This is a genomic window from Bradyrhizobium sp. SZCCHNRI1009 (assembly GCF_032487575.1).
Taxonomy (GTDB): domain Bacteria; phylum Pseudomonadota; class Alphaproteobacteria; order Rhizobiales; family Xanthobacteraceae; genus Bradyrhizobium.
In genome coordinates this window covers 28,357-47,232 of record NZ_JAUEUL010000035.1, presented here as the reverse complement: position 1 = coordinate 47,232, position 18,876 = coordinate 28,357, and the positions used below count along the sequence as shown (strand labels likewise).

18 protein-coding genes are annotated in these 18,876 nt (G+C 65.6%); 4 read left to right on the top strand and 14 right to left on the bottom strand.

Annotated features, from left to right (window positions below; all coding sequences use genetic code 11):
• Positions 1-325: 325 nt before the first annotated feature.
• The 9 genes from QX010_RS31530 to QX010_RS31490 all read right to left on the bottom strand — a co-directional run bounded on the left by QX010_RS31530 (position 326) and on the right by QX010_RS31490 (position 9,315).
• Complete coding sequence (locus QX010_RS31530; protein ID WP_315800448.1) at positions 326-670, bottom strand: Lin0512 family protein; 345 nt, start codon at positions 668-670, stop codon at positions 326-328.
• Positions 671-929: 259 nt separating this feature from the next.
• A complete protein-coding gene (locus QX010_RS31525) occupies positions 930-1,649 on the bottom strand; it encodes an ABC transporter ATP-binding protein (protein WP_315800369.1) in 720 nt (239 codons plus the stop codon).
• On the bottom strand, positions 1,642-2,397 hold the full coding sequence (locus tag QX010_RS31520; protein ID WP_316183494.1) for an ABC transporter ATP-binding protein: 756 nt from the start codon (positions 2,395-2,397) through the stop codon (positions 1,642-1,644). Before QX010_RS31520 ends, QX010_RS31525 begins: the two co-directional genes overlap by 8 nt.
• Entirely contained in the window at positions 2,394-3,395 is a 1,002-nt protein-coding gene (locus tag QX010_RS31515) for a branched-chain amino acid ABC transporter permease (RefSeq protein ID WP_316183493.1), read from the bottom strand. Before QX010_RS31515 ends, QX010_RS31520 begins: the two co-directional genes overlap by 4 nt.
• The gene (locus tag QX010_RS31510) at positions 3,395-4,267 is read right to left on the bottom strand and encodes a branched-chain amino acid ABC transporter permease (RefSeq protein WP_315800372.1); all 873 of its coding nucleotides are present in this window, start codon (positions 4,265-4,267) and stop codon (positions 3,395-3,397) included. Before QX010_RS31510 ends, QX010_RS31515 begins: the two co-directional genes overlap by 1 nt.
• A 10-nt stretch (positions 4,268-4,277) precedes the next feature.
• The gene (locus QX010_RS31505) at positions 4,278-5,528 is read right to left on the bottom strand and encodes an ABC transporter substrate-binding protein (RefSeq protein WP_316183492.1); all 1,251 of its coding nucleotides are present in this window, start codon (positions 5,526-5,528) and stop codon (positions 4,278-4,280) included.
• Positions 5,529-5,552: 24 nt separating this feature from the next.
• Positions 5,553-7,928, bottom strand: a complete 2,376-nt coding sequence (locus tag QX010_RS31500; RefSeq protein ID WP_316183491.1) for a xanthine dehydrogenase family protein molybdopterin-binding subunit — start codon at positions 7,926-7,928, stop codon at positions 5,553-5,555.
• Positions 7,925-8,458 carry a (2Fe-2S)-binding protein gene (locus tag QX010_RS31495; RefSeq protein WP_316183490.1) on the bottom strand — a complete coding sequence of 178 codons (534 nt, stop codon included), beginning with the start codon at positions 8,456-8,458 and terminating at the stop codon, positions 7,925-7,927. The genes QX010_RS31500 and QX010_RS31495 overlap by 4 nt, the downstream gene beginning before the upstream one ends.
• On the bottom strand, positions 8,455-9,315 hold the full coding sequence (locus QX010_RS31490; RefSeq protein WP_316183495.1) for a xanthine dehydrogenase family protein subunit M: 861 nt from the start codon (positions 9,313-9,315) through the stop codon (positions 8,455-8,457). The genes QX010_RS31495 and QX010_RS31490 overlap by 4 nt, the downstream gene beginning before the upstream one ends.
• Positions 9,316-9,580: 265 nt before the next feature.
• Between QX010_RS31490 and QX010_RS31485 the strand changes: the two genes are divergently transcribed.
• Complete coding sequence (locus QX010_RS31485; RefSeq protein WP_315800376.1) at positions 9,581-10,219, top strand: TetR/AcrR family transcriptional regulator; 639 nt, start codon at positions 9,581-9,583, stop codon at positions 10,217-10,219.
• Between the two features lie 22 nt (positions 10,220-10,241).
• Here the strand turns inward: QX010_RS31485 and QX010_RS31480 are convergent, their stop codons facing one another.
• From QX010_RS31480 to QX010_RS31460, 5 genes are all read right to left on the bottom strand, one after another.
• Positions 10,242-10,448, bottom strand: coding sequence for a hypothetical protein (locus QX010_RS31480; protein WP_315712536.1), 207 nt, complete (start codon positions 10,446-10,448; stop codon positions 10,242-10,244).
• Positions 10,449-10,643: 195 nt separating this feature from the next.
• Positions 10,644-12,089, bottom strand: a complete 1,446-nt coding sequence (gene ccoG, locus QX010_RS31475) for a cytochrome c oxidase accessory protein CcoG (RefSeq protein ID WP_316183489.1) — start codon at positions 12,087-12,089, stop codon at positions 10,644-10,646.
• 37 nt (positions 12,090-12,126) lie between these two features.
• Positions 12,127-12,330, bottom strand: coding sequence for a DUF2892 domain-containing protein (locus QX010_RS31470; protein WP_315739305.1), 204 nt, complete (start codon positions 12,328-12,330; stop codon positions 12,127-12,129).
• Positions 12,331-12,391: 61 nt separating this feature from the next.
• Complete coding sequence (gene trxC, locus QX010_RS31465; RefSeq protein ID WP_316183488.1) at positions 12,392-12,832, bottom strand: thioredoxin TrxC; 441 nt, start codon at positions 12,830-12,832, stop codon at positions 12,392-12,394.
• Positions 12,829-14,115 (bottom strand): FAD/NAD(P)-binding oxidoreductase, encoded by a 1,287-nt coding sequence (locus QX010_RS31460; RefSeq protein WP_315800380.1) that lies wholly within the window; start codon positions 14,113-14,115, stop codon positions 12,829-12,831. Before QX010_RS31460 ends, trxC begins: the two co-directional genes overlap by 4 nt.
• 120 nt (positions 14,116-14,235) lie before the next feature.
• Here QX010_RS31460 and QX010_RS31455 point away from each other — a divergent pair, with 120 nt between their 5' ends.
• The 3 genes from QX010_RS31455 (at position 14,236) to QX010_RS31445 (ending at position 18,868) form a co-directional block, all read left to right on the top strand.
• The gene (locus tag QX010_RS31455; protein ID WP_316183487.1) at positions 14,236-14,535 is read left to right on the top strand and encodes a metalloregulator ArsR/SmtB family transcription factor; all 300 of its coding nucleotides are present in this window, start codon (positions 14,236-14,238) and stop codon (positions 14,533-14,535) included.
• Positions 14,536-14,660: 125 nt separating this feature from the next.
• Entirely contained in the window at positions 14,661-15,650 is a 990-nt protein-coding gene (locus tag QX010_RS31450) for an efflux RND transporter periplasmic adaptor subunit (RefSeq protein ID WP_316183486.1), read from the top strand.
• Positions 15,647-18,868 (top strand): efflux RND transporter permease subunit, encoded by a 3,222-nt coding sequence (locus tag QX010_RS31445; RefSeq protein WP_316183485.1) that lies wholly within the window; start codon positions 15,647-15,649, stop codon positions 18,866-18,868. The genes QX010_RS31450 and QX010_RS31445 overlap by 4 nt, the downstream gene beginning before the upstream one ends.
• Positions 18,869-18,876: the final 8 nt, after the last annotated feature.

Sequence of the window (18,876 nt, the reverse complement as noted above, 5' to 3'; positions counted from 1 at the left end):
CCAGCGACGGGCGGTTGGTCAGAACCGCCCGTTCGCACATTCTGGCAGGTTTCGAACACACAAGAGCACGTATAAGCCGTCAAACCGTTGCGCAGGGAAGGCCGGAATGTCCGGCTGAGCCTGTGGTTCCTGCCCCGTGCACTTCTTCACGCACGGGGGCCGCGGGTATCAGCGGATACCCGGTCTTCCCTGCGCCCTCTCCTCTCGAGAGGGACATCGTTCTGATATCACCCGGGCGCGCAACGCGCCGCGGGATCGCGATCGCATATCCGGCTGTTTGACATTCACATCAGAACAATCCGTTCAGCGAGATGGGCGCGAGCTCTCACTTGCCATCGTCGAGATGCACCAGCACCGCCGCATTGGCGATGATGATGGCGTCGCTGCCGGCCTCGGCCGGAATCTCCAGCCCGCCCTTCACGGCGGTGACGGTGACCGTGCCATAGGGCAGCTCCTTGGCGACGGCCGCGGTGTCCACCGCCTCGGGGTTCGGCACGCCGATGGTGACGTCGACGAACATGTCCTGCGGCGTCTTGCCGACCATGCGGAAGAAGCCCAGGCTGGAATGACGGATCGCATCGGACACCGCCCGCCTGGCCGCCTTGGTGGCGTCGCGGCCGTGGACGTCGACGCCCATTCCCATCTCGGTGATACAGCGGATGCGCGCCATGACGTGTTCCCTCGTCTCGCTTTGCCGGCCTGGCACGACCATAGCCAACGACGCAGCCGGCGCAAGCCGGTGCAGATCGACGACGATCTCCGCATCAAAACGGTCATCCATTGCGGGCGTATATCGTACATGATGACGCTCAGAACTGACGCTGAGAAAGCCCGTGAGATGGTCTCGGGCCGCGGGCATCGGGCTTGCGCGCCTGCCGCAACTGCCGCCGCCGAGATGACCCGTCATGATGCCGGCGAACCGCGCAACGTCACACCGCGCAGTAGCGATCCTGGATGTCCTTGTCGGCCAGCAGCGCCGCGGCGCTGCTCTCATGCACGACCTCGCCCTGGTCAATGATGACGGCGCGATCGGCGAGCCGCAGCGCCCATTCGACATTCTGCTCCACCAGCAGCAAGGTCTTGCCCTGGTCGCGCAGCCGGCGAAACAGCACGCCCATCTCCTCGACGAGCACCGGCATGATGCCTTCGGAGGGCTCGTCGAGCAGCACCATGCGCGGCCGCGCGATCAAGGCGCGCGCGATCGCCAGCATCTGCTGCTCGCCGCCCGACAGCGTGACGCCCTCCTGGTCCAGCCGCTCGTTCAATCGCGGAAAGGTCTCGGCGATCTCGGCGAATGCCACGCGCTCGTCGATGTCGGCCTTGGCGGCGACCAGCCCAAGCCGCAGATTCTCGCGCACGGACAGGCCCGGCACGATGCGGCGCTCCTCCGGCACATAAGCAAGGCCGAGATGGAAGCGCTTGTGCGCGGCCAGCGGCAGCAGGCCCTGGCCGGCGAAGCGCACGCTGCCCGAGGCCTTCGGCATCAGTCCCATGACGGTACGCAAGGTCGTGGTCTTGCCGGCGCCGTTGCGGCCGACCAGCGCCACCACCTCACCCTCGTTCACGCGCAGCGAGATGCCGTGCAGCACGTGGCTGGCGCCGTACCAGGCCTGGACATTGTCGAGCTCGAGCAACGCGGTCTCAGCCATAGCCCTCACTCTGTCCCAGATAGACCCGGCGCACGTCCGGATTGGATCGGATGTCCTCAGGACGACCATCGGCGAGCAGCCGGCCGTGATGCAGCACCAGCACCCGCTGGCTCAAGCCGAGCACCATCTTCATCTTGTGCTCGACCAGCAGCACCGTGCGCTTCTCCGCGAGCCGCTCCAGCAGCGCCACCATCTCCTTGGTCTCTTCCGGCCCCATGCCCGCGGTCGGCTCGTCGAGCAGCAGAAGCTCCGGCTCGGAGACCAGCGCAATCGCGATCTCCAGCGCGCGCTGCTGGCCGTGGGCGAGGTACTTGGCGAGCTCGCCGCGCCGGCCGATCAGGCCGACCGCCATCAAGGCTGCATCGGCGCGTTCGCCGAGCTCGGCAAGATCGGCGCGCTTGCGCCAGATGTCGTAGCTCACGCGCATGGCCTGCGCGGCGACCCGGACATTCTCGTGGACCGACAAATCGGGAAAGATGTTGGTGATCTGGTACGAGCGCGAGATGCCCTGATGCACGAAGCGATGCTGCGGCAGGCCGTTCAGCTCGCGGCCCTTGAACCGCAACGTGCCGCTGCTCGGCGACAGCGTGCCGGAGAGAATGTTGAAGAAGGTGCTCTTGCCGGCCCCGTTCGGGCCGATGATCGAGGTCAGCTCGCCGGCCGCGAACGCGACCGAGATGCCTTCCAGCGCGACGAAGGCGCCGAAACGACGGCCGATCCCGTCCGCGCGCAGCAGCTCGGTGCTCATCGGCGTTGCCTCGCGATGGGCAGCACATCGAGGAACGTGCCCCAGATGCCCTTGGGCAGGAACAGCACGAACACGACGAAGATGGCGCCGACGACGATCTGCCAATGCGGCGTCCACAGCGAGACGACGTCCTCCAGGATCAGGAAGGTGGCGGCGCCGACGAACGGCCCGAAGAAGCTGCGTGCGCCACCGAGCAGCACCATCATCACGATCATGCCGGAGGTCTGGTAGTGCAGGATGTCGAGCGGAACGATGGACAGATGCAGCGCCGACATGCAGCCGCCGACGGCGGAGATCGCGCCCGACAGCATGAACACGATCAGCTTGCAGCGCTCGACGTCGTAGCCGCAGGCCCGCGCGCGCTGCTCGTTCTCCCTGATCGCTTCGATCACGGCGCCGAACGGCGAGTTGAGGATCCGCGACTGCACCCAGATCGCGATCGCCGCGAGCACCATCAGCACGTAATATTTGTTCACGGGATCGAGGAAGTTGATCTGCGCGCCGAACAGACCGATGTGATCGACCGTGAAGCCGCGCAGTCCGTTCTCGCCGCCGGTGAAGGAGGAGGCCTGCAGCGCGACGTAGTAGACGAGTTGCGCCAGCGCGAGCGTGACCATGGAGAAATAGATGCCGCGGGTGCGCGTCGAGATCGTGCCGATCAACGCGGCGAGCAAGGTGCTCGCGGCGATCGCCAGCGGCACCGCGACGAACCAGGGCAGGCCCCAGCGGCCGATGGCGATGCCGGTCAGATACGCGCCGGTGCCGAAGAAGGCGGCGTGGCCGAACGACAGCAGCCCGGTGTAGCCGAACAGCAGATTGTAGCCCATCACCACGACGCCGTAGATCAGGACGTTCACGGCGAGCGCCTTCGACGGCAGCAGCCAGGGCAGCAGCGCCAGCGCAATGAGCGAGACCAGCACGCGGTGATCCGCGAGAACCGCGACGAGACGCTGCGCCTGAGGAAGCGGCGGTGCTTCGCCGGTCGACTGCACCGTCATCACGCTCTCCCCTTGAGGCCGAACAGACCCTGCGGCCGCACCAGCAGCACGGCCGCCATCAGCGCGAACATCACGATCGTCGCCATCTCGGGCGCGAACAGCGCGACCATGCTGATGCAGATCCCCACCATCAGCCCGGCGACGACAGCACCGACGATCGAGCCAAGGCCGCCGATCACGGTGACGACGAAGGCTTCCGCCAGCACCAGCGTTCCCATCTCCGGATTGACGCTGCGCATGGGTCCCGCCAGCACGCCGCCGAGCGCGGCGAGACCGACGCCAAGGCCGAAGATCGCGAGCCACACCTTGCCGATGTCGACCCCGAGCACCCGCATGATCAGCGGATCACGCGCGCCGGCCCGGACGATCAGACCGACCCGGGTCTTCTCCAGCATCAGCCAGAGCACCAGCAGCACGACGGCCACCAGCGCGATCACGAACAGACGATATTTGGGAAAGAAGCCGACACCGAGATCGACGACGCCGACCAACTGCGACGGGGTCGGGAACGGAATGCCATCGCTGCCGAATACGATGCGCACGCCCTCGACCAGGATGTAGCTGAGACCGAAAGTGAGCAGCAGGGGATCATCGATCGAGCGGCCATACAGGCGACGGACCAGGACGTATTCGATCAGCATGCCGAATGCGCCGACCAGAATTGGCGCGAGCAGCAAGCCCCACCAGAAGCTGCCGGTCAGCGACGCCACATACAGGCCGGCATAGGCCCCGATCATGAACAACGCGCCGTGGGCGAAATTGACGACACCCAGCATGCCGAACACGATGGTGAGACCGAGCGCAGTGATGACCAGCACCGCCCCAAGGGCGATGCCGGAAAACAGCTGCATGATGATCAGCGAGAGGTCCATGCGATCGGGATCAGGTGGGATGACCCAGTTCGCTGCAGCTTCGCAGCATCTCGTCCGCCCCGGGATCGCTGGCTACGATCGCGAACAGGTCGTTCTCGTTGGCCATCGCCGACTTCTTCTTGGACTCCAGCACCAGCACCGACTGCACCGACTGGTGGTCGCATTTGCGGTAGTGCTGCGGGCCCTTGGTCAGGTCGTATCGCAGTCCTTCCAGTGCCGCGACGACCTTGTCGGTGTCGGTGCCGCCGGCGGCCTGCATCGCCTGCAGCAGCGAGCCGACGCCCGAGTAGCCATAGGCGCCGTAATCGGTCGGGATCGCGCCGCCATTGGCGGCCCGGAACGCCTTGTTGAACTCGGCCGCGGTCTTGTTCTGGGTCTCGAGACCCCAATAATAGTTGGCGCCGCCGACGACGCCCTCGAACACGTCGGGCCCGACGGCGAGGCGCTGGTTGTGCAGGATCACCGGCACCACGATCTTCATCTGCTGCTTGATGCCGAAGTCGACCGCCTGCTTGATCGCGTTGGCCTGGTCGCGGCCGAAATTGCTGATGCACAGCACGTCCGGGCGCAGCGACATCAGCCGCGGCATGAAGGTCGAATAGTCGGCCGCACCGAACGGATGCAGGATCTCGCCGACGCTCTCGGCGCCAACAGCGGCCTGCGCCCGCTTGAAGCCGCGCAGCATCTCATGGCCGTAGGCATAGTCGGCCACGAGATGCGCGACCTTCATGCCCTTCTTGATGGTCTGGCGGGCCACGGCCGCCGTGGTCATGTGCGGGTTCAGCGCCTCATGGAAGGTGTACTTGCTGAAATCCTTGGCCTCGTTGATGGTGTCGGACTGGCTGATCGACACGTAGATCACGCCGCGGGCGCGCGTCACCTCGTTGACGGCGAGCTGGACGGCGCTGGAGAGCGCGCCGACGACGGCGTGCACCTTGTCCTTCTCGATCAGCTCGAGCGTCCGCGTCGCGGCCTCGCCGGCGTTGAGCTTGTCGTCCCGCACCAGGAGCTCGACCTTGCGGCCGGCGATGCCCCCCTTTTCGTTGACCAGCTTGACGGCGAGCTCGGCGCACTTGACCTGGTCACGGGCCTCGGCGGCGAACGGGCCGGTCAGCGGCGTCGGAAAGCCGATGCGGATGGTGTCATCGGCGGCGCGTCCCAGGCGCGGCATCGCGAGCGTGGCGACACCGGCCGACAGCCCCATCAGCGCCGTACGGCGGGACATTCCTGGGCGTCGCAGCCTCGTCTCGTAGCTTGGCATGATCTCCTCCCTCATTCGTTTTTCTTAGAACCGGTTGAGCGCCTTGAGCACGCGCGCGGGCGTGATCGGGATGGTGTTGATGGTCGCGCCGAAGGGCATCAGCGCATCATTGACCGCATTCAGCACGCAGGCCGAGGCAGCGGCGGTGCCGGCCTCGCCGCAGCCCTTTGCGCCGAGAATGGTGTCCGCCGTCGGCGTCTCGACGTGATCAATGGTGATGTCCGGCATCTCCATCGCCATCGGCACCAGATAGTCGGCCAGCGATCCGTTGAGCAATTGGCCGGTCTCACCGTAACGGCATTCCTCGAACAGCGCCGCGCCCAGACCCTGAACGACACCGCCGCGCAACTGCTCGTCGACCAGCATCGGATTGATGATGCGGCCGCAGTCCTCGACGACATAGTGCTTCAGCAGCCTGATGAAGCCGGTCTCGACATCGACTTCGAGATAGCAGCCTTGAATGCCGTTGGTGAAGGCGAAGGGGTAGCCCTGCGGCGCGAAATGATGGCTGACCGTCAGTTGCGCCTGGGTGCCCGGCGGCAAGGTGTCGGAGCGGAAATAGGCGATGCGCGCGATCTCGGCGACCGGCAGACGCGGCTGCCCCGTCGCGGCACTGACGATCTGGCCATCGACGACGTCGAGCGCGGCGGGCTGCTCCTGCAGCACCAGCGCGGCAATCTCCAGAATGTTTGCCTTGAGCTTCCGCGCGGCCTGCAGTGCCGTCTCGCCACCGATGCCCGCGCCGCGGCAGGCCCAGGTCGCACCACCATGCGGCGTGACCTCGGTATCGCCGGTGATGATCTTGACGTGCTCCTGGGCGAGGCCGAGCTGCTCGGCGACGATCTGGCTGATGATCGCCTCGGTGCCCTGCCCCTGCTCCGTCACGGAGATCGCGCAGCGCACCTCGCCCGACGGCGTCAGGCTGACGGTCGCGCCATCCTGCGACGAGATGCGCGCGCCGCCGACGCCGTAGAAGGCCGGACTGGGGTTCGTAATCTCGACGAAGGTCGCGATGCCGATGCCGCGATGGATACCGCGCCGGCGCAGCTCGGCCTGCTCGGCCCGTAGCGCGTCGTAGTCCATGATCTCGCGCAGCCGCCGCAGGCAGACTTCGTGCGACAGCGCCTCGAACTTGTAGCCGGTCGGCGAAGCCGTCGGATAGGCATTGTCGGCAATCACGTTCCTGGCGCGCATCGCGAATGGATCGAGCCCGACGCGGGCAGCGGCGAGATCCACCATGCGCTCGGTGACCGCGCAGGCGATGGGATGTCCGACCGCGCGATACTGGCTGGTCTGCACCTTGTTCTGGAATACGACCTCGAGCGCGGCGCGATAGGACTTGAAGTCATAGGGCGCACCGATCAGGCGGATGACCTGGTTGCCTTCGACGACGCTGGTGCGCGGATAGGTCGAGAACGCGCCGATCGCCGTGGCATCGTGGACATCCATGGCGAGGATCTTGCCGTCGGTACCAACGGCCATGCGCGCGTGGACATGGTGATCGCGGGCATGAATATCCGAGACGAAGGACTCGATGCGATCGGCGACGTATTTGACCGGGCGCCCGAGCAGGATCGACAATCCGACGACCGCCATGTCCTCGTGATAGACATGCAGCTTCATGCCGAACGAGCCGCCGATATCCGGCGCGATCACGCGCACGCTGGCTTCCGGGATGCCGTAATGGCGGGAGTACAGATCCTGGAACTGATAAGGCGTCTGCGTCGCATGGTGCACCGTCAGCGCACCGCCCTCGGGATCATAGTCCGCGACGATGGCGCGCGGCTCGAGCGTCACCGGCGTATGACGGCCGAAGCTGAATTCCTGCTCGATCACGTGCGCGGCTGCCGCGAAGGCCTCGTCGACGCCGCCGCTGTCGAGCTGCGTGCGGAAGCAGACGTTGGACGCGGAAGCCGGATTGACCCGCGGTGTCCCCGGCTGGCGCGCGGCGTCGAGATCGACCACCGCCGGCAGCTCCTCGTAACCGACCGAGATCAGCTCCAGCGCATCCTCCGCGATCGCCCTGCTCTCGGCAACCACGGCAATCACGGCCTGGCCGGCCCAGACGACGCGATCGAGCGGCAACGGCAGCTGCGGCTCGGACGTCATGCCCTTGAAATGATCGAGTGTTCCGGTCCATGGCGTACAGATCTTCGCCAGATCAGCGCCGGTCGCGACCAGATGAACGCCCGCAAACGCCCGCGCCGCATCGACGTCGATGCCGGTGATGCGCGCATGAGCATACGGGCTGCGCAGGAAGGCGGCGTACAGCATGCGCGGCAGGCGAATGTCGGTCACGTAGCGCCCGCGTCCGGCGAGCAGCCGCTTCGCATTCGGACGCGGGACGGAGCGGCCGATATAGGAATTTGGACGGTCGAGCGAGGTCAGCGGCACGGTCATGACGACGAGCCCTCCGCGCCCTGCGATGGCGTTGCCGCCCGTTCCGCGGCGACCGCGGCAATGGCGTCAACGATCGCTTCGTATCCGGTGCAGCGGCAGAAATTGCCCGAGAGCGCGTCGCGGATGCTCTCGCGACTCGGCCGTGCCGAATGGGTCAACAGCTCATGAGCGGTGATCAGCATGCCCGGCGTGCAGAACCCGCATTGCAGCGCATTGCGCCGATGAAACTCGGCTTGCAGGTCGGCGATCACGCCGCTCTCCGAGAGCCCCTCGATGGTCTCGATGCGCGCACCATCGGCCTGCACCGCAAACATCAGGCAACCATGCACGGCAGCGCCGTCGAGCTGAACCAGACAGGCGCCGCAGGCGCCCATCTCGCAACCGGCATGCGTGCCGGTCAATTCGAGCTGCTGGCGAAGACAATCCACCAGCGTGTCGCGGGGCGCGACGTCACACGCGACCTTGCGCCCGTTGACGATGAGGCGAATGCGGACCTGCTCCTCGGTCTCGACGTCGACCGGCGCGCTCATGCCGCTTCTCCGATCCATCCCAGCAGACGGCCGAGCAGAACGCGCGCCAGATGCAGGCGCATCGCCGCCGGAACATCGTCGCTGTCAGCAGGCGCGAGATCGTCGTCGAGCGCGGCCTGCGCGGCCGCAATCCGTGCCGCATCGATCCGGCTGCCCGTGAGGACTGCCTCCGCATGTCTCGCACGGGTCGGGATATTGCCGACCGAGAAGAACGCGATGCGGAGGCGCTCGATCAGATCGCCCTGGCAGGTCGCGAGCAGACCGCAACCGACCAGTGCATAGTCGCCGCGCCGGCGGGCCAGCTCATCGAACGCGATGCGCTGACCGGCTTTGAAGAGAGGAACATGAACCGCAACGAGGAGCTCGCCGGGCGCGATCGCAGTCTCAAAAAGGTCGGTGAAGAAGTCGTCGGCCTTGACGCGGCGCAGGCCGGACGCGCCGGCAATCTCGATCTCGGCGTCGAGCGCCAGCACCATCGCCGGAAATTCGGAGGCCGGGTCGGCCAGCGCGACGCTGCCGCCAAAGGTCCCGCGATTGCGGATGGCAGGATGCGCGACGAACGGCGCCGCGGCACGCAACAGCGGGGCAAACTCGGCAATCAAGGGATCGGTCAGCATCTCGCAGTGCCGGGTCAAGGCGCCGATCCGCAACCATTCGCCGTCCCGCGTGATGCCGCGCAGCTCTGCAATGTGGTTGATATCGATCAGAGTTCGCGGGGCCTGGAGACGCAACGCCAGCGCCGGAACCAGGCTCTGGCCACCGGCAATGAATCGCGCATCGTCGCCGGCGCTCGCATGAGCTTCGAGCGCCTCGCCGATCGTGTGTGCACGAAAATAGCTGAAAGCCCTCGCTTTCATCCGTTTCCTCGCCGCCAGGGCTCGCCAGCCCGAAATTCCAGATTTGTAACCATCTGGTCTCAAAACAATTGCACGCGGCGGCAGTGCGGTCAACCAGAAACGAACGATTGGTCACAAATCTGCTTTCGGGTATCAGACAGGCTTGTCGCCACAATCGATTGAGACCATGGCCAGGACTCCGAAGACAGCGAGCGTTGAGACGAAGGGCCGCATTGGTGGACGCCCGCGCAAAACCGACGGCCGCCCACAGGCGAGGCGCCGCAACATGCGCGCTGCCGACCGCGAGCGCCTGATCGTGGATGAAGCGATCCGCTTTTTCGCCGAGCGCGGCTTCGAAGGCCAGACGCGGGAGCTCGCCAAGCGCATGGGCATCGCGCATTCGGTGATCTACCGGCACTTCCCCAGCAAGGAAGCCCTCATCGAACGCGTCTATCAGGAGGTCTATCTGAGCCGCTGGTCGCAGGACTGGGGCCCGCTGATCCGCGATCGCAGCCATCCGCTCAAGGCGCGACTGACCGGCTTCTATCTCGACTACGTGGCGCGCGTGTTCGAATACAACTGGGTGCGGATCTTCGTGTTCTCCGGCATGAAGTCGTTCGGCATCACCGGCCGCTATCTCGACCTCGTCCGGCGCGAGATCATCGAGCCTGCCGCGATCGAGCTGCGGCATGAACTGCAGCTTCCGGACACCGCGACCCACCCCCTCGGCAGCCGCGAGGCGGAGATGTTCTGGGGACTGCACGGACGCATCTTCTATCTCGCGATCCGAAAGTTCATCTACGAAACACCCGTTCCATCCGATCTCGAGCAGACCGTCCGTGATGCGATCGACCTCTTCATGGACGGCGCCAGACTGGCACTCCCGCGACTGCTGCACGACGATCAGGCCGGACCATTACGATGATCCGGCCCGTCGTCGATGACCGTCACGCCGTCCGGCCGCGCCCGCCCTTGATCTTCGCGGCGACGAGATACGATAGCGGCATGGCGACGACGAATCCGACCAGTGCCGCCAACGGCAGGTCCTTCATCGGACTCGCAACCAGCCCCTGAACCGTCAACAATGCCGTCACCGCGCTGCCGGCAAGCACGGTGCCCAGCATGACCCAGATGAGAATTGCGACCTTGAACATCCGTCTTTCTCCGTCAGTAGGAAAGCTTCCGATCCCTTGACGCGAGAATGCTCTGCCTGCGGCTTCAGGCCGGCATTGATTTGGAACAACCGGACTCAGCAATCGAGGGAGGAGCGACCGCTCCTCCCTCGATCAGTCCCGTGAGCCGACGGACTGGCGCCGACGCCTCGCGGTCGGCGATCGAACGACACTGCTCTACCGTGTCCCTGGAACGAAGTGATCGCGCTTGCTGACCGACGTCCCGGTCGCCGGATCCGTGATCTTGATCTCGATGTCCACCGGCGCGGAGGGAAGGTCGGCCCCCTTCGCCTCGATCGACATGCGGATCTCGCGAGTCTGGTCCTGACCGACATCGATCACCATGCGACCGTCCTGCTCGCGCGTCTCCCCGGCCACCGTGACCTTTGCGTTCGAAAGGCCCAGGACGTCCAGCACGAAGTCGCGAGGCCCGCGCTTGTTGAGCAGACGGACCGTGTAGTCGTTACGGACGCCGCCATCCGACAACTGCACGAACAGCGGGTTACGTTCATGCAGCACGTTGATGCCCATCGTGCCGCGCGTCGCCAGCGAGTACAGCATGATCCCGCCGACGATCGCGATGAAGCTCGCATAGATGATCGTGCGCGGCCGGATGATCCGGTAGATCTCGGGCTTGCCCTCCTTGCGGCGCTGGACGTTGATGTCGGTGTCGTAGCCGATCAGGCCGGTCGGACGGCCGATCTGGGTCATCACGCTGTCGCAGGCGTCGATGCACAGGCTGCACTGGATGCAGCCGAGCTGGATGCCGTGGCGGATGTCGACGCCGGTCGGGCAGACATTGACGCATTGGTGGCAATCGATGCAGTCCCCGGCGGGTGCGCCCTGCAGCCGTGCGGCTTCCGCCTTCTTGACCGACATGCGCGGTTCGCCGCGGTCGCCCTTGTAGGTGACGTTGAGCGCCCATTCGTCGGTCAGCGCCGCCTGGATGCGCGGCCACGGGCACATATAGATGCAGACCTGCTCGCGGGCGTGACCGGCGAACACATAGGTCGTCGCCGTCAGGATGCCGATCCAGAGATAGGCGGTGAACGGCGCCTGGAAGGTGGCAAGGTCCTTCACCAGGGTCGGCGCATCGTCGAAATACAGCACCCAGGCGCCGCCGGTCCACCAGCCGATCATGATCCAGAGGAAGTGCTTGAGCGCGGCCTGGCGGATATGGGTGAAGGTCCAGCCGCGCTTGTCGCTGAGCATGCGCTCACGGCGGTCGCCCTCGGCCCAGCGCTCGACGGCGTAGAACAGGTCGGTCCACACCGTCTGCGGACAGAGATAGCCGCACCACAGCCGGCCGGCGACCGCGTTCATCAGGAACAGGGCGACCGCCGCAATGATGAGCAGGCCGGTGAAGTAGTAGACCTCCTGCGGCCACAGCTCGATGAAGAAGAAGTAGAACCGGCGATGCGGAAAATCGACCAGCACCGCCTGGTTCGGCATGCCGGGTCCGCGATCCCAGCGGACGAAGGGCAGCAGGTAGTAGATGCCGAGCGTGATGCACAGGATCGTCCACTTGATGCGCCGGAAGCGGCCGTGCACGGCCGCCGGATAGACCTTGTCGCGCGCCTTGTAGAGCGGCCCGACGATATAGGTGTCGTCCGAGTCAGCCATGATATCCCCGCTTCATCTTGCCGTCCTTCCGACCGATTCAGGAGAACGCGTTGCCGCTCTTGAGCCCCAGCTTCTTGAAGACGATCGCTGCCGGGCAGAAGCCCGTGAACGAGGCCTGGATCATGTTCACGCCAGCAAAGGCCGCCAGCAAGAACCAGTAGGGACTGACGTACCAGCCCAGCGCCAGACTGAGCAGGACGACGATCCCTGCGAAGGTGAGAACCGCTTTGTCGACGTTCATGACATATTCCTTCATGGTTGCATTTGAGCGTAATCAAGCAAGTGACTGCCCGGCGGTACGGCTATTGCCGCAGGCCGGACAGCGCCCAGGCGACGATTCGTTGCGAGTCCATCGCACCCGAGATCCGCGCCAGCTCCCGCCCCTGCTGCAACAGCAGCATGGTCGGAATTCCGGAGATGCCGAACCGTGCCGACACCTCCGGCGCCTCGTCCGAGTTCAGCTTCAAGAGTTGCACACGCGGCTCCAGCTCCTGGGCCGCGCGCGCGAACATCGGCGCCATCGCACGGCATGGACCGCACCACGGCGCCCAGACGTCGACGAGCAGCGGCAAACTGCTATGCGCGACATGACGTTCGAACGCGGCCTGGTCGACCTCGATCGGATGGCCGCCGAACAGCGGCGTATGACACTTGCCGCATTTCCCCTGCGTCGGCACCCGGTCCGCGGGCAGACGGTTGATCTGCCCGCAATGGCCGCACACGATCTGCAAACCGTTGCTCATGTCCCGGTCCTGACCTCCTTGATCTTGGCGATGTTGAGCCGGTCGAGCAGGAACTTCTCGTAGAACGGCTCGGGCGTCCCGCGCCTCATCTTGCGCAGGAAGTACTTCTCGAAGGCGACCTTGGCGTAATGCACCCACTCTCCCTTCGACGACCAGTTGACGTTGCGCGGCGGGATCTGCGGCTGGGCCAGAAAGGCGACGCCGGAATCACCGAAATCGGCAAGACAGATCGCGTTCCAGGTCGGCTCGGCTTTTGGCTCCTGGCCGCGCAGCAGCGCCCCGATGTTCAAGGCCGTCGCCGTCACCATCGATTCGATCATGAAGCCGGTCTTGGGCACGCCGACCGGCACCGGCGTCGGCCCGATCGGCGGGATCGCAACGCAGACGCCGATGGCAAACACGTTGGGGAAGGTCGGATTACGCTGATGCTTGTCGACGACGACGAAGCCGCGGGGATTGGTGAGCTTGTCGATGCCGCGAACGGCTCCCACGCCGCGAAAGGCGGGCAGCATCATCGAATAGGCAAACGGCAGCTCGTGCGTCTTGCGGACGGTGCCGTCGTCGGCGACCTCCTCCACGAACATGCGGCCATCCTCGACCTTGGTGACGCGCGCGCTGGTGATCCACTTGATGTGCTTTTCGCGCATCTCGCTTTCCAGCAGGCCCTTGGTGTCGCCGACGCCGTCGAGGCCGAGATGGCCGATATAGGGCTCGGAGGTCACGAAGGTCATCGGCACCTGGTCGCGCATCTTGCGCCGGCGCAGCTCGGTTTCCAGGATGAAGAGGAATTCGTACGCTGGGCCGAAGCAGGAGGCGCCCTGTACCGCACCGACGATCACCGGCCCGGGTTTCTCGGCGAGCCTGTCAAAGGCCGCCTTGGCATGAGCGGCGTGGTCGACGTGGCACACGGATTGTGTATGCCCATCGGGTCCAAGCCCCGGGATTTCGTCGAATGCGAGTTCGGGACCGGTGGCGACGACGAGATAATCGTATGCCACCATGCCGCCATCCGTCAGCTCGACCTGGTTCTCGGCCGGATGCACGCGCTTGGCGCCCTGCGTCAGCAGCCGGATGCCCTTGCGCTGCATGACGTCAACCAGATCGATCTCGATCTCGTCGCGCTTGCGCCAGCCCACGGCCACCCATGGGTTGGATGGCACGAAATGATAGGAAGACCCCTGCGAGACAACGGTCACGCGGTCCTCCCTCCTCAGTTGCGGCAACATTTCATAAGCCATCAGCGAGCCGCTCAGCCCCGCCCCGATCACCACGATTTCCGCCATTGGGATCCTCCATCCGCACTTGATTCATTCTTGCTTCATGCCACCCCGGCGCCGCCGCCGGCCTTGACTATATATTCGAATATCTGTATATACGCAACTATGAAAATTGATGCTGACATCATGGAAGCGGCGGCGGACCAGGCCAGCGACCTCCTGAAGGCGCTGTCGAACCGCCATCGCCTCCTGATCATCTGCCAGCTGGTCGACGACGAGCGGTCGGTCGGAGAACTGGCCGAGTTTCTCGGCCTGCGCGATTCGACCGTGTCGCAGCACCTGGCGCTCCTGCGCAAGGACGGCCTGGTCACCGCCAGGCGCGAGGGGCAGACGATCTACTATTCGATCACAAGCGACCCGGCCCGCGAGGTCCTCAAGACGCTCTATCAGGTGTACTGCGGGCCGAGACCACCACGAAGACTATGAGGATGCCGGACCGGCATCTTGACCGATATCAAACGGGAACCCCCATCCAGGTGAGATGTCTGCAGCCGACTGCGGACGGCTCGCCCAATCTCACAAATCGAATCAAACCAGACAGGAATAGGCTGATGCGCAGATTATCGGTCCTGAGCTTGATCGCCGCGATGGCGTGGCAGGCAGCGCCGGCCCTTGCGGAGACGCTGACGGTGGCCCCGCGGCAGGTCGCCGACGAGAAGGCGGTGTTCGCGACGGTGGAGAGCATCAGCGTGGTCCCCGCCCGCGGCCGCATCGGCGGCACCATCGTGCAGCTTTCGGTGCGCGAAGGCGACCCGGTCAAGCGCGGCCAGCCAATCGCCTTGATCGGCGACGACAAACTGGCCCTGCAGATCAAATCGCTCGACGCCCAGATCGAAGCGCTGCAGGCCCAGGCCAATCAGGCGCAGATCGACTTCACCCGCACCGAGGGGCTCGTCGAGCGCGGCACCCTGCCCCGGGTCAAGCTCGACGAGACGCGCACCGCGCTGAACGTCGCCGAGAATTCGCTGCGGGCCAAGACCGCCGAGCGCGCGGTGGTCAATCAGCAGATGAGCGAAGGCCAGGTGCTGGCGCCCGATGACGGCCGCGTTTTGAAGAAGCTGGTTGCCGTCGGATCGGTGGTGCTGCCCGGCGATCCAGTGGTCACGGTGGCGCAGCAGAACTTCAAGCTGCGACTGCGCGTGCCCGAGCGCCACGCTCTCTTTCTCAAGGCCGGCGACAAGGTCCGGGTCGACGGCGCCGAGTTCGGCGACAGCTCCGACAAATGGGGCGTGATCGACCTCGTCTATCCGCAGATCGAGGAAGGCCGGGTCGTGGCGGACGCGATCGTCTCGGGTCTCGGCCAGTATTTCGTCGGCGACCGGCTGCGGGTCTGGATCTCCGGCGGCCAGCGCGACGCCTTCGTGATTCCGTCCCGCTACGTCACGACCCGGTTCGGCATCGACTATGTCCAGTTGCAGCAAGGGACGCAGAAGGTGAGCGTTCCGGTGCAGCGCGGACGCGCTCTGCCGAGCGCCGATCTCCCCGATGGACTTGAAATCCTGTCCGGCCTGCGCGCCGGCGACCAGTTGGTGCAGCCGTGAAACTCGGACTCTCAGGCAAGCTTACCCAGGCGACCATCGCCTCGCCGCTGACGCCGCTGTTTCTGCTCGCGGCGCTCGTGGTCGGCCTCATCGCCGTCGTCGTGATTCCGCGCGAGGAAGAGCCGCAGATCAGCGTGCCGATGGTCGACATCCGTGTCAACGCCGACGGCCTGCGTGCGCCCGACGGCGTCGAGCTCGTGACCAAGCCGCTGGAGACCATCGTCAAGGCGATCGATGGCGTCGAACACGTCTACAGCCAGACCGAGGACGACCGTGTCATGGTCACCGCGCGGTTCCTGGTGGGGACCAAGTTCGAGGACGCGATCCTGCGCGTCCACGAGAAGCTGCGCGCCAACCTCGACCGCATCCCCGTCGGCATTCCCGAGCCGCTGATCGTCGGCCGCGGCATCAACGACGTCGCCGTCACCGTGCTGACGCTGTCGCCGAAGCCGGAGGCCGCCGGGCGCTGGTCCGACAAGGACCTCTACGAGCTCGCCGACAAGCTGCGGGCGGAGCTGACCAAGGTCGACAATATCGGCCTGACCTATATCTCCGGCGGCGGCGCCCAGCAGATCCGGGTCGAGCCCGATCCGGAAAAGCTGTCGCTGTTCGGCGTGACCCTGCAGCAGCTCGTCGCCAAGGTGAAGGACGCGAACCGCTCGTTCCTGGCCGGAGACGTTCGCGACGGCGGCATCGTGCGCAATGTCGCCGCGGGCCAGACGCTCACGGGCATCCCGGATATCGGCCTGCTCCTGATCTCGACGCGCGATGGTCGTCCCGTCTATGTGCGCGACGTCGCCACCGTGGTCATCGGCCCCAATCTCGCCGAGCACCGCGTCTGGGACGACGCCCGCAACGACAAGGGCGACTGGCACCGGGTGCCGGCGGTAAGTCTTGCGCTCGCCAAGCGCGCCGGCGCCAATGCCGTGGTGGTGTCGCACGACATCGCGCAGCGCCTCGAAGGGCTGAAGGCCAGTCTCATTCCGAGCGACGTCGCCGTCACGGTGACGCGCGACTACGGCGAGACCGCCAATGAGAAGGCCAACGAGCTGCTGTTCCATCTTGGCCTCGCCACGATCTCGATCGTCGTGCTGATTGCGGTCGCCATCGGCTGGCGCGAGGCCCTCGTCACTTTCGTGGTGATTCCGACCACGATCCTGCTGACGATGTTCGCCGCCAATCTGATGGGCTACACGATCAACCGGGTCAGCCTGTTTGCGCTGATCTTCTCGATCGGCATCCTAGTCGACGACGCCATCGTGGTGGTCGAGAACATCGCGCGCCATTGGGGCATGCATGACGGCCGGCCGCGCCTGCAGGCCACCATCGAGGCCGTCGCCGAAGTCGGCAATCCGACCGTTGTCGCGACCCTGACCGTGGTCGCCGCCCTGCTGCCGATGCTGTTCGTGTCGGGACTGATGGGTCCCTACATGGCGCCGATCCCGGCCAACGCCTCGGCGGCGATGCTGTTCTCGTTCTTCGTCGCCATGGTGGTGGCGCCGTGGCTGATGCTGCGGCTGGCGCCGAGGTCGACCAGCGCCTCTGCGGACTCTCATGACGCGCATGGCGAAGGCCGTCTCGGACGCATCTATCGCAGCGTCGCGCGCCCGATCGTCGCCAGCAAGCGCTCCGCCTGGATCTTCCTGCTCGGCGTCGGCATCGCCACCCTGCTGTCGATGACCCTGTTCGCGACCAAGTCCGTCACCGTCAAGCTGCTGCCGTTCGACAACAAGTCGGAGATCGCGGTGATGGTCGACCTGCCCGAAGGCGCGAGCCTGGAGGATACCGAGCGCACGCTGTTCGCGGCCGCCGACATCGCGCATGGGCTGCCGGAGATCACGACCGTGCAGAGCTATGCCGGCACCGCGGCGCCGTTCAACTTCAACGGTCTCGTGAGGCACTACTATCTGCGGGAGCGGCCCGAGCTCGGCGAGCTACAGGTCAATCTCGCCGCGCGCGGCGACCGCAAGCGCGCGAGCCACGACATCGCGCTCGAGTTGCGGCAGCGGCTGAAGAGTATCCCTGTGCCTGCCGGCACCAGCATCAAGGTGGTCGAAGTGCCGCCCGGGCCGCCGGTGCTCGCGACCCTGCTCGCCGAGATCTACGGTCCGGACGCGGCGACCCGGCGCGCCGTCACCACCGAACTCAAGAAGGTCTTCGCCGACGTTCCCTTCATCGTCGATATCGACGATTCCATCGGCCAGCGCCGGCCGCGGCTGCGGCTGTCGATCGACCAGGACAGTCTCGAGTTCTTCGGTGTCGAGCAGCGAGACGTCTACGACACGATCCAGACGCTGTTCGGCGGCGTCTCGGTCGGCTACTCGCATCGCGGCGAAGACCGCAATCCGATCGAGATCGCCGTGCGTCTGCCGAAGCACGACAAGAGCTGGAGTCAGGCCCTGGCATCGACGCCGGTGCCCGCCAACACGTTGCCCGGCAGCAAGACTGTCGTCGAACTCGGCCAGGTGGTGAAGGCCACCATGGAAGAGGGGTCGCCGATGATCTTCCGCCGCGACGGCCGCTTTGCCGACATGGTGATGGCAGAACTCGCCGGCCGCTTCGAGGCGCCGCTCTACGGAATGCTCGCGGTCGCCGACCGGATCGACGCCCATGACTGGGGCAAGCTGCCGAAGCCGGTGATCGGCTTCCACGGCCAGCCGGCGGACGAGTCCCGTCCGACGCTGCTGTGGGATGGCGAATGGGAGATCACCTACGTGACCTTCCGCGACATGGGCGCCGCATTCGGCGCGGCCATCCTCGGCATCTACGTTCTGGTCGTGGCGCAGTTCAAGAGCTTCCGGCTCCCGCTGGTGATCCTGACGCCGATCCCGCTGACACTGATCGGCATCCTGCTCGGCCACTGGTTGCTGGGCGCGCCGTTCACCGCGACGTCGATGATCGGCTTCATTGCGCTGGCCGGCATCATCGTCCGCAACTCGATCCTGCTGGTCGACTTCATCCGCCACAGCGGCGGCGAGGGCAAGACCCTGCGCGACGTCGTGTTGGAGGCCGGCGCCGTGCGCTTCAAGCCGATCCTGCTGACGGCGCTGGCGGCGATGATCGGTGCTGCGACGATCCTGCTCGATCCGATCTTCCAGGGTCTGGCGATCTCGCTGCTGTTCGGTCTGGCCTCCTCCACCCTGCTCACCGTGCTCGTGATCCCCGCGATCTACATCGCGCTGCGCGAGCCCGGCAAACCCACCACGAAGATGTCGTAGGAGCTATC